A 10,455-nucleotide genomic window follows, 5' to 3' on the forward strand; every position below is an offset into this window, starting at 1 on the left:
GATCTGGGGTGGGCGCCGGTACGGTCGCCGGATGAGTGTGTTGTTCTCGGTTGCGGGTGACAGTTATGACTGGGCTGTGCGGGAGATCCGTGCCGAATTCGGGAAGGTGCCGTTCCAGCGGGTCGGTGCGGATATTGGCCGGGTGACCGGGCCGGCGGTGCACGAGCTGGCTGCGGCTTGTGACTCGGGGCGGATCATGTTTGTCCGGCATCTGACGCAAGAGATCGCCAGCCTGGACGAGTTGCCGCCGGGGTATGAGCTCGCGGAGCTGATTCTGGGCGAGCTGCCGGAGTATCCGAAGGCGCTAGCGGTGCAGGCGTGGACGGACCGCGCGGGGACCGGTGGGTCGTACTACCACCGGATCGAAGAAGCGCTCGCCGAGCGCGGCGTGGGTGTCACCCGGTCGGAGCAGAAGTGGGTCGTCTCGTGCTTCGAGAGCCCGCGCACGATCCTGCTCGGGATCAATCGGCTGGCCGACAGCTTGTCGGACTGGCCCGGTGGGCGGATGCGGCTCGCTCGTGGTGAAGAGCGGGTGTCGCGGTCGGAGTTCAAGCTGGAAGAGGCGATCGCGACCTTCGGGCTGGAGCTGCCGAGTGGCGGGAAGGCCGTCGACCTCGGGGCATCACCCGGTGGGTGGACGCGGATCCTGCGGATGCACGGGCAAGAGGTGTGGGCGGTCGACCCCGGCTACCTGGACGAGCGGCTGCACGGAGACCGCGGGATCCATCACGAGGCGACGACGGCCGGCCGGTTCTTCGCCGAGAACCGCACCAGGTTCGACGTCGTGGTGAACGACATGCGGATGGACCAGGTCATGAGCGCGCGGATGATGCTCGACGCGGCCGAGCACCTCAAGCGCGGCGGTCTGGCGGTCGTCACGCTGAAGGGCGGCGGCAAGAACCCGCTCGACGGCGCGCGCCGCGGACTCGACATCCTGAGCGCGGAGTACGACGTACTGCACGCGCGCCAGCTCCACCACAACCGCAACGAAATCACGGTCGTCGCCGAGCGGCGCTAAAACCCTCAGGACACACGAATAGGCACCCGGTACAAAACCGGGTGCCTAATCAGGCCCTACACGGAGGTTGTGGTGGGGTTTCAGCCTACGACGCGCTGAACCTTTCCGGCCTTGATGCAGGAGGTGCACACCTTCATGCGGGTCGGGGTTCCCTTGATGATCGCCCGGACCGGCTGAACGTTGGGGTTGAAGCGACGGTTCGTACGTGCCTTGACCCGCCGGATCATCGCGCCCTTACCCAGACGGGCAACGCTCTTGCCGAACATCGGCTTCTTGCCGCAAACATCGCAAATCTTAGACATGGTTCTCCGTGTTCAGGGTCTTGACACCGACAAACCATGTTACATGGGTGTCAGGGCTCGACCAATTCGGTCAACCTACGCTCGTCACGCAGTGAGGTATGCCACTTCGTCGTCGCTCAGCGACACCGTCAGACCAGGTGTCGAGGTCCGCGTCTCACTGATGTGCCGAGGCCCGATCAACGGGAACACCGGGTACGGCTGATGAAGCAACCAGGCCAGTGCGATCGCGGTGGGTTCGACTCCCTTGGCGGTCGCGAGTTCTCTGGCCCGGTCCAGTCTACGGAAGTTCTCCTCGGAGTAGAAACAGCGGACCAGTTCCTCGTCCGAGCGGTCGTCGGGTTTCGCCCGTCCGGTGAAGAATCCGCGGGCCTGGCTCGACCACGGGAAGAGCGCCACCTGGCGGTCCCGTAGCCACGCCTGCGACTCGTCGTCCGACACATGCCGGCAGCCGGCCCACGGTACGTCGTACGCTCGCGCCATGCTGAGGTGGTTGCTGAGCAGCGTGAACGGCTGCTTGCCGTGCGCGGCCGCATAGGCATTGGCCTCGTCGAACCGCTCCAGCGACCAGTTGGACCCGCCGTACGCCTTGATCCGCCCGGCCTTGAAGTGCTCATCCAGTACGTCGACGAACTCGCCGACCGGAATGTCCTCGTTGTCGCGGTGCATCAGGTAGAGGTCGACGTGGTCGGTCTGCAGCCGCCCGAGGCTCTCCTCCAGCTGCCGGGTGATCGACGCGGGATCGCAGTGCGGGGCGTGCGCACCCTTGCCGATGACAACCACCTCGTCGCGGTTGCCACGGGTCGTCATCCACTGGCCGAGCAACTTCTCGCCGTACCCGCCGCCGTAGATGTAGGCGGTGTCGAAGGTCGTCCCACCGCGCTCGACGAAGTCGTCGAAGAGCGTGGCCGCGTGCGTGAGGCTGTGCTGGTTGTCGACGCCCATGACCAGCCGCGACACCTGCTTGTCCAGACCGGCCACTGATCCGTAAGTCATCGGCGCATCGGCCCGCTTCACTAGCGGACGTCCGCTAGCAGTGGGAACCACTGCGTCGTCGCGTTCGCTTGCGTACTGCTGACCGATCGCAGCTCGCCACGCGTCCTGGACCGTCAGGTTGCCCAGGGTGTCGGCCCAGTTCATCTCCGGCGCCTGCCGCTCGGCGATCGCAGCGGCGACCGCCTCGGCCTCGGCGGCGTAGATCAGCGCGGGCTCGGCAGAGATCTCACGGACGTCCGCTCCAACCAAATGCAAACTGACGTGGGTCGGCTTGCCGTCGCCGCCGAACCACGGGTCCTCGACGATCAGGTAGCCCTTGCTGCCGACGATCCGGACCTGGTTCTGATCGCCCAGCCGGACGCCGGTGGTGACGTGTGCGGTGACACCGCCGTCGAAGAACAGGGTCGCGGCCGTCCATTCGTCGACGCCGGATTCCCCGACTGTCCCGACCGCGTTGACGGCGGCAGGTTCGGCGTACGGGAGTCCTCTGTCGGCGCCGGCGATCAGGCGCGCGTACGAGACCGGGTAGCCGCCGACGTCCAGGATGCCGCCGCCGGCGAGCTCGTCGGCGTAGATGCGGCTGGTCGGGTTGAAGGCGGCGTTGAAGGCGAAGGTGGCCTCGATCTGGTGGATCTTGCCGAGCTCACCATCGCGGACCAGCTGGGCGACCAGCTTGGTCTGCGGGAGGCAGCGGTACATGTACGCCTCCATCAGGAAGACGTCGTTGCGCACGGCCGCCTCGATGATCGCCTCGGCCCAGGCCTTGTTGATCGCGAGCGGCTTCTCACAGAGCACGTGCTTGCCTGCGTCGGCCGCCTTGATCGCCCACTCGGGGTGCATCGGGTGCGGCGTCGCGACATAGATCGCATCCACGGTCTCGTCGGCGAGCAGAGCGTCGTACGAGCCGTGGCGGTTGGGGATGTTGAAGCGGGTGCCGAACTCGTCGGCCGAGGCGAGCGACCGGCTGCCGACCGCGACGACCTCGTTGGTCGGTGACGTCGGCACCTGATCGGCGAACCGGGACGCGATGTTCCCGGTCCCGAGGATGCCCCAGCGGAGTTTGCTGTCAGTCAAAGGAGAGTCCTAGTCAAGTTGAAAGGTTAAGACTTCATGGCGCCGGCGGCGAGATCGGCGATGAACGAACGGGCGCCGATCAGGAACACCCCGATCAACGGAATCACACTCATCAGTGCGCCCGCCATCACCATCGAGTAGTCGGTGTTGTACAAACCGTTGAGCTGATCGAGCGCGACCTGCAGCGTGAGCCGATTCGGATCCGTCATCACGATCAGCGGCCAGAGGTAGTCGTTCCAGACGTTGATGAACGTGAAGATGCCGAGGAAGGCCAGACCGGGCCGCAGCACCGGCAGGCCGACGGACAGGTACTGCCGGAAGAAGCTGGCACCGTCGACCTTGGCGGCCGAGATCAGCTCGTCCGGGATGGCACCGGCCGCGTACTGGCGCATCCAGAAGATGCCGAACGCATTGGCCGCGCCGGGAATGATCAGTGCCTTGAGCGAACCGATCCAGCCGAACTCCGCCAGTGTCACGAACTGCGGAACCAGCGACAGCTGGGCCGGGATCATGAAGGTTGCCAGCAGCAACCCGAAGAGCACTTTCTGGCCGGGAAACTGGTACTTCGCGAACGCGAACGCGGCCAGCGAGTCGAAGAACAGCACCAGCACGGTGACCGAGACCGCGGTGATCAGCGTCAGCAGCATCGACCCGAAGAAGTCGACGTTGTCGAGCACCTTGCCCATGTTCTCGAACAGGTGCGATCCGATCAGCAGCTTCGGCGGGTAGGAGAAGATGTCGGGCGTGGTGTTGGAGGCCATCACCACCATCCAGTAGAACGGGAACAGCGAGACCGCGACGCCGAGCATCAGCACGACGTGACCGACCAGGGTGCGCAGGCGCTCAACGGACATCGGCCAGCTCCTTCTCCTGAACGTCAGCAGCCTTCTGTACGGCGATCTTCCGCTCGGCCCGGCGTTTAGCCCGGCTCGTCAGGCGTTCGTCGTCGCTCCCGCCGATCAGCCGCCAGTTGATGATGCTGAACAGCACGATCACGATGAACAACGCCCAGCCGATGGCGGCGCCGTACCCGAACTGGTTCTTGATGAACGCGCTCTGGTAGAGGTACGAGACGATCGTCATACCGGCGTCGCCCGGGCCACCGATGTTGCTGGTGTCGCCGAACAGCACCCGGGACTCGGTGAAGATCTGCAGCCCGCCGATGGTCGAGGTGACCGCGGTGAACAGGATGACCGGCCGCAGCATCGGGACGGTGATCCGCCAGAACGTCTGCCGCGGGCTGGCGCCGTCCATCTTCGCGGCCTCGTAGACGTCGGCCGAGATCGCCTGCAGCCCGGCCAGGTAGATGATCGCGTTGTAGCCGACCCAGCGCCAGGTGACGATGGTGGCGATCGCGATCTTGATCCCCCACGGCTGCGTCAGCCACTCGATCTTGCCGAGGCCGATCGACTGCAGGAACGCGTTCAGCAGCCCGAAGTTGTTGCTGAAGATCGACCCGAACACGAGCGTGACGGCGACCACCGAGGTGACGTTGGGGATGAAGTACGCGATCCGGTAGAAGGTGCGGAAGCGGGTCGCGTTGTGCAGCGCATTCGCGATCACCAACGCCAGCAACAGCATCGGGACCGTCGACAGGACCCAGATGATCATGGTGTTGCCGATGGCTTTCCAGAACGTCGGATCGCCGAGCAGGTAGCTGTACTGCTCGAGCCCGACCCACTTCATCGGCCCGATGCCGTCCCAGGAGTGGAACGAGATCCAGATCGAGAACAGCACCGGGAACGCGCCGAAGATCGCGAACAGGATGAAGAACGGCGAAATCGCGGCGTACTGCGGGAAGGCCTGCCGGATGCGGTTCTGCATCAGATCGCCCCCGCCCGGGTCAGTTCGCGCTCGATCTGGCGTTGCGCGTCGGCCCAGGCCTGGTCCGGCGACTTGCCGCCGGTCTCGATGTTGACCAGTTCGGCGCTCAGCGGGGACCCGATGATCGAGTCGTACGGCGAGAAGAAGGCGCCCGGGTACTTCTTCGCGGACTCGGCGAACACGTCGACGATCTGCTGGCCGCCGAAGAATTCGTCCGGAGCGCTCAGCCGGGAGTCGGTGTAGGAGGCCGGCGTCGACGGGAAGAGCACCGGATCGAGGAAGGCCTGCGCCTGGTTCTGCGCCGACTCCAGCCAGCTGATGAACGCGAAGGCGGCCTGCGGGTTCTTGCAGTACTTCGTGATCGCGAGGAAGGAACCACCGCGGTTGCCCGGCCCACCAGGAGGCGCCGCCACCCGCCAGTTGCCCTTCGTCTTCGGCGCCGCGTTCTTCGGTCCGAGCTGCGCCCACCAGACCGCAGCGTTGAACGCGACCAGTTTGCCGTTGCTGACAACGGCCTTCGAGTCGGTCGACCCGTCCTGAGCGTTCGCCGACAGGCCGTCCTTCACCACCCGTACGGCGAGATCGAAGGCCTCCCGCACGTGGTCCTGATCGCCGATGTACTGGCCGTCGGCGGCCATGTAGCGCTTCGGCTGCTGAGCCATCCGGTAGGCGAAGACGCTGTTGATGTTGTCGGTGATCGCGGAGCCGGGGACAGCCTGCTTGATCTTCTGCGCGAGCGCGATGTAGCTGTCCCAGTCCGGCGCCTGCTCCGCGATCGCGGCCGGATCGATGTCGATTCCGGCCTTGGCGAGGATGTCGCTGCGGTAGAACAGCGCGGTCGGGCCGGTGTCCATCGGGTAGGCCATCATCTTGTTCTGCGGTGTGATGCCGAGCTTCCACTTCCAGGGCAGGAAGTCCGCTTCGCGTTCCTTCGCGCCGAGCTCGTTCAGGTCGTGGAACTGGTCGGCGTTCGGGAAGTACGTCGCCACGTCGTCGTTGATCGCGACGATGTCCGGGACCAGCGACTTGCCGGCCAGCGCGGTCAGTACCTTGGTCTTGTAGTTGCTCCCGATCCGCGTCATCGACAGCTTGAGAGTGTCGTACCCGGGGATGCTCTTCTCGGCCTGGCTGATCAGGTCGTCGTTGACGGACCCGACCCAGGTCCACATGCTCAGTTCGTTCGCGGCACCCAGCGAGCTACGGGAGCCACATCCGGTCAGTCCGGTCAGTCCGGTCAGCCCAGCGGCAGCGGCGGCACCGCCTGCGAGGAACGTCCTTCTGCTCAGCGGCATACGCCTCACCCGGCGCTTTCTGTTGGAAGGTGTCCGATCATGTTTACGTAGCCATTAGGTAAGCGCATACCGCCTTAACCGGTCAAGGCCTAGCGTCCCGCGTTGGAGGTTGTTTGAGTGATTGCGGCGTCCAGGTGCGTGCATCGCGGTGACGGAGGAGCGGCCTCGATGCTTTTCCATCGCGGCTGTTCCTCCGGTGCCGTGAGGTGCGTGCCTGGGCGTCGCAAGCGCCAAAGAACATCCAACGCGGGGCGCTAGCTGACAGGATGTTCGTATGACGTCCGCCATCACCACTGTCCTCTTCGACGCCGACGGCGTCATTCAGCGCGGCACGCAAGATTGGACCGCCCGGCTGTACGGCATGGTCGAAGAAGGGGTCGGTGAGGAGTTCATCACCGACCTGATGCGCTCCGAACGCCCGGCGATCGCCGGCAAAGAGGACTTCCGGGACGCCATCGCCGACGTCCTGACCAGGTGGAACGCGACCGCGACGGTCTCGGAGGCGATCGAGCCGTGGCACTGGTTCGCGGCCGAACCGGTCGTCGTCGACCTGATCCAGAAGCTGCGCCGCAGCGGCATCCAGTGCCACCTCGCCACCAACCAGCACGCCTACCGCCGCGACATCATGCGCGACGACCGCGGGTACGACGACCTGTTCGACCAGTCCTTCTACTCGTGCGACCTGGGTCTCGCGAAACCCGACCCGGCGTACTTCCGCGCCATCCTGGGTGCGACCGGCGTACCGGCGTCGTCGGTGCTGTTCATCGACGACATCCCGGCCAACGTGGAAGGCGCCCGCTCCATCGGTATCAAGGCCGAGGTCTACGACCTCGCCAACGGAACGGACGCACTCAGTGAGCTACTGCGGAGCTACGAACTGCCGGCCTGACGCGGCTGAGGGCGAAGAGGACTACTAGCAGCGGGATGGTGATCAGGTAGGCCAGCCTGATGTTTACCAGGCGGGCGAGGCCTGCCAGGGCGGCCGGGGTGATGAGGATGGCGGTGCCGGACGCCAGCGCGCCGAGGGCCGCCAGGCGGGTGGGACTGAGGCCTGGCATGGCCACCAGAGCGGCGAGGGTGACCGGGTAGAGCGGGGCGACGCCGATACCGGCAATGACCAGGCCGACCGCGATCAGTGCGGGTGCGTTGAGCAGGCTGACGAACAGCGTGCCGACGATCGCCAGCGAGCCGCCGATAACGACTGGCGGGACACCTCTCCAGTGGACTGGGCCGATGGCGCGACCTACCGCCATACCGATCGGGAAGCTGCTGCCGAGCAGCGCTGCGACGGCGAGGGTCACGCCAGAGTCGACTAGACGGGCCACTGCCCAGACGACGAAGCAGAACTCGACACCGACAGCCAGTACGACGCGCAGCCAGCCGAGGGCGACGGTCCGGCCGACTGCGTGACCGGAGGGCGCCTCGGAGAGGGCGGGCGCTTGGATGTCGGGGCCCTTCAGGACAGCCAGCACGAGCAGCGGCGGTACGGCGACCAGCATGGCAACCCGACCGGAGATTCCGAGCGCGTCGATCAGGCCGATGGTGAGCGGAGCGAGGATGCCGGCCGCGCTGGAGACCGCATTGACCCGGCTGAGGCGTGCGGCCGCGGTAGGGCCGTGGAGCATCAGTGGGGCGACTAGCACCAGCAGTGCGCCGCCTAGGCCGACACACAGTCCGCCTACGACCACCACGGCGTACACGGGAGCTAGAGCTAGGAGTGCGCCGCCAAAGGCGCAGACGAGTGAGCCGACACGCAGCACGACGCCGATCGACCAGATGCGCAGGAGCCTTGGCCCTACTGCGGCGACGATGACCAGTCCGACAGCGAACGCGGAGGAGAGCAGCGCCAGTCGCCCGGTGGGCTCGTTGAGGTCTCGGGCGAGGATGGCGACGCAGGCGCCGAGCCCAGCCAACAGGTAGCCCAGGGACGACAGGCTGACGCCGATCTGAACTCCCTCGGACTGGGAGGTCATTCGGTGAACAGCTGAACGAGACGGTGCAGGTCAGGCAGCTCAATGTCGCCCGGCACACCCTTGAGACCGGCAGTCGTCGCACCCGAGGCCTGCCCCGCGGCCAGCCCGACACGACTGTCCTCAACAACCAGGCACTGCTCGATCGGTACGCCGACCAGTTCGGCGACGCGCAGGTAGCCCTCCGGATCGGGTTTGCCGTGCGCAACGTCGTCAATGGTGAGCAGGATTGTCGGTGCGATCCCGGCCGCATCCAGGCGGACCTTAGCCAGCTGCGCCGGGGCACTCGTGTAGATCGCCCACGGCACACCGAGCCGGTCGAGCGTCTCGATCAGCTCCGGCGCACCGGGCGTGGCCACGACGTCGGACACGTCGTCGACCTCCAGCTGCAGGATGCGCGCACCCGCCTCAGCACGCTCGGCCTCGGAGTGGTCAGGCAGGAACTGCGCGATGGTCGCCGCCGCGGGGTTGCCGTGCGCTACCGCCAGCACCGTGGCGGGCGACAGGCCGTACTCGGTCGCCCAGGCGCTCCAGCTCCGGTCCACGACAGCGTCGGAATCGACCAATGTGCCGTCCATGTCGAACAACACGGCCCTGATATCACTGCTGTCGCGGCTGTTCAATTACGCTCCAATTAAACTCGTACTCCGAGGATAAGATAGGACTATGTTATGACCAGTAGCCGCCGGGGACAATGGCAGACCGCCGCGGAGATCCTGACCCGGGTCAGCCGGGAGCCGGGGATCACCCGCGCGGCGGTGGCGCATGAGCTCGGGCTGAGCAGCAGTTCGGCCACCGAGGTCACCGCGAAGCTCCGTGACCTGCACTTGCTGTCGGAGACACCCGCACCGAGCCGTGGGCGTGGTCGGCCGACCACACTGCTGCAGGCGCACCCGTCTGGGCCGCTAGCGCTGGTGCTGGACTTGCGGCAGAGCAACTGGCGCAGTGCGGTTGTGGCGCTCGACGGGAGCTTCCTGAGCCAGGACGACCGTCGGCACCGCACGCGGCGGCCGCAGGTGGTGCTCGGAAACCTGCGGCGCGCCGTCACCGACGCACAGGATCAGTACGGCGCTCGCTTGCAGGTCGTGGGGTTGGCCGTGCCCGGGACGCTGCGCGACAAGTACATGCTGCAGGCGTCGGCACTGGAGTGGTTCGAGATGGACCTCGACTCAGTCACCGCGGGCACTGACGTCCCGCTCCTGGTCGGCAACGACGCAACGCTCAGTGGGGTCGCGGAGGCGCGCACGGGAGCCTCCGTCGGCGCTGGGACCGCACTACATCTGATCATCGAGGCAGGTATCGGCGGAGCGCTGCTGATCGACGGCGTACCGATCCAGGGCGCATCCGGCGCCGGTGGCGAGTTCGGCCACACCCCGTTCGGCGACCGCAGCCGGCTGTGTCCGTGTGGCGCGCGCGGTTGCTGGAACCTGGAGATCGACGGCCGCGCCCTCGCCCGCCATCTGCGCGACCCCGAGCCCGACGACCCCCATACCTACACTCACGCCGTACTGGCTCGCACCGACAGCGCAGCCCGCCACGCCGTCGAGCAGGTGGTCACGGCCATCGCCTCCGGCATCGCCGGCCTCGTCAACGCCCACGACCCGGATGTGGTCACCCTGGGCGGCCTGGCAGTCCCGCTACGAGCAGCAGCCGAGCAGACCTTCACCACCGCTTACCTAGAAGGCCTCATGTCCTTCCGCCGCGCCGCTCCCCCGCCCGTACTGGTGGCCGCCCACCAGTCCGACGGCCCCCTCCGAGGCGCCGCCGCCCTAGCCCTAGACCACCTCACCACCGAGCACGCCATCGCCACCTGGGCCGCCACCCACTAGGAACGGTCTCCCGGGAGAGCCCCATTTGGGGCTCTTCTGACGCATCTGTGGGTTCTGCGCGGGTCGGAAATGGGTGCACGCCGTTCTCTGTCTAGGTTTCTGGCTTGTCGAGAGTCAGGAACTTTAGAGCGGAGAACGGCGTGCGTTGGGTCA

General features: G+C 66.3%; 10 protein-coding genes. 3 read left to right on the forward strand and 7 right to left on the reverse strand.

Going from position 1 to position 10,455, the window contains the following annotated elements; genetic code table 11:
* Positions 1 to 1,018 (forward strand): SAM-dependent methyltransferase (locus E1263_RS40465; RefSeq protein WP_337590296.1); only part of this gene is annotated, 1,018 nt, incomplete at its 5' end.
* 80 nt (positions 1,019 to 1,098) lie between these two features.
* On the opposite strand, the gene rpmB is transcribed toward E1263_RS40465, so the two are convergent.
* From rpmB to E1263_RS40490, 5 genes are all read right to left on the reverse strand, one after another.
* The gene (rpmB, locus tag E1263_RS40470; protein WP_132177454.1) at positions 1,099 to 1,320 is read right to left on the reverse strand and encodes a 50S ribosomal protein L28; all 222 of its coding nucleotides are present in this window, start codon (positions 1,318 to 1,320) and stop codon (positions 1,099 to 1,101) included.
* An 84-nt stretch (positions 1,321 to 1,404) separates the two neighbouring features.
* Positions 1,405 to 3,387 (reverse strand): aldo/keto reductase, encoded by a 1,983-nt coding sequence (locus tag E1263_RS40475; protein WP_132177456.1) that lies wholly within the window; start codon positions 3,385 to 3,387, stop codon positions 1,405 to 1,407.
* Positions 3,388 to 3,413: 26 nt separating this feature from the next.
* Positions 3,414 to 4,241, reverse strand: coding sequence for a carbohydrate ABC transporter permease (locus E1263_RS40480; protein ID WP_132177458.1), 828 nt, complete (start codon positions 4,239 to 4,241; stop codon positions 3,414 to 3,416).
* Positions 4,231 to 5,211 (reverse strand): carbohydrate ABC transporter permease, encoded by a 981-nt coding sequence (locus tag E1263_RS40485; protein ID WP_132177460.1) that lies wholly within the window; start codon positions 5,209 to 5,211, stop codon positions 4,231 to 4,233. Before E1263_RS40485 ends, E1263_RS40480 begins: the two co-directional genes overlap by 11 nt.
* On the reverse strand, positions 5,211 to 6,503 hold the full coding sequence (locus tag E1263_RS40490) for an ABC transporter substrate-binding protein (protein WP_132177462.1): 1,293 nt from the start codon (positions 6,501 to 6,503) through the stop codon (positions 5,211 to 5,213). Before E1263_RS40490 ends, E1263_RS40485 begins: the two co-directional genes overlap by 1 nt.
* A gap of 274 nt (positions 6,504 to 6,777) precedes the next feature.
* Between E1263_RS40490 and E1263_RS40495 the strand changes: the two genes are divergently transcribed.
* Entirely contained in the window at positions 6,778 to 7,392 is a 615-nt protein-coding gene (locus E1263_RS40495) for an HAD-IA family hydrolase (RefSeq protein ID WP_132177464.1), read from the forward strand.
* Here the strand turns inward: E1263_RS40495 and E1263_RS40500 are convergent.
* Positions 7,355 to 8,476 (reverse strand): MFS transporter, encoded by a 1,122-nt coding sequence (locus tag E1263_RS40500; protein ID WP_132177466.1) that lies wholly within the window; start codon positions 8,474 to 8,476, stop codon positions 7,355 to 7,357. The genes E1263_RS40495 and E1263_RS40500 overlap by 38 nt on opposite strands.
* A complete protein-coding gene (locus tag E1263_RS40505) occupies positions 8,473 to 9,063 on the reverse strand; it encodes an HAD-IA family hydrolase (protein WP_272949730.1) in 591 nt (196 codons plus the stop codon). The genes E1263_RS40500 and E1263_RS40505 overlap by 4 nt, the downstream gene beginning before the upstream one ends.
* An 81-nt stretch (positions 9,064 to 9,144) precedes the next feature.
* Here E1263_RS40505 and E1263_RS40510 point away from each other — a divergent pair, with 81 nt between their 5' ends.
* Complete coding sequence (locus E1263_RS40510; RefSeq protein WP_132177470.1) at positions 9,145 to 10,302, forward strand: ROK family protein; 1,158 nt, start codon at positions 9,145 to 9,147, stop codon at positions 10,300 to 10,302.
* The last annotated feature ends 153 nt before the right edge of the window (positions 10,303 to 10,455 follow it).

The sequence above is a fragment of the Kribbella antibiotica genome, from assembly GCF_004349055.1.
In the GTDB taxonomy this organism is placed as follows: domain Bacteria; phylum Actinomycetota; class Actinomycetes; order Propionibacteriales; family Kribbellaceae; genus Kribbella; species Kribbella antibiotica.

Bases quoted from the DNA above. Each gene is read 5' to 3' on its own strand.
- E1263_RS40500 (WP_132177466.1), bottom strand. From the start codon at position 8,476: ATGACCTCCCAGTCCGAGGGAGTTCAGATCGGCGTCAGCCTGTCGTCC.
- rpmB (WP_132177454.1), bottom strand. From the start codon at position 1,320: ATGTCTAAGATTTGCGATGTTTGCGGCAAGAAGCCGATGTTCGGCAAG.
- E1263_RS40490 (WP_132177462.1), bottom strand. From the start codon at position 6,503: ATGCCGCTGAGCAGAAGGACGTTCCTCGCAGGCGGTGCCGCCGCTGCC.
- E1263_RS40485 (WP_132177460.1), bottom strand. From the start codon at position 5,211: ATGCAGAACCGCATCCGGCAGGCCTTCCCGCAGTACGCCGCGATTTCG.
- E1263_RS40480 (WP_132177458.1), bottom strand. From the start codon at position 4,241: ATGTCCGTTGAGCGCCTGCGCACCCTGGTCGGTCACGTCGTGCTGATG.
- E1263_RS40510 (WP_132177470.1), top strand. From the start codon at position 9,145: ATGACCAGTAGCCGCCGGGGACAATGGCAGACCGCCGCGGAGATCCTG.
- E1263_RS40495 (WP_132177464.1), top strand. From the start codon at position 6,778: ATGACGTCCGCCATCACCACTGTCCTCTTCGACGCCGACGGCGTCATT.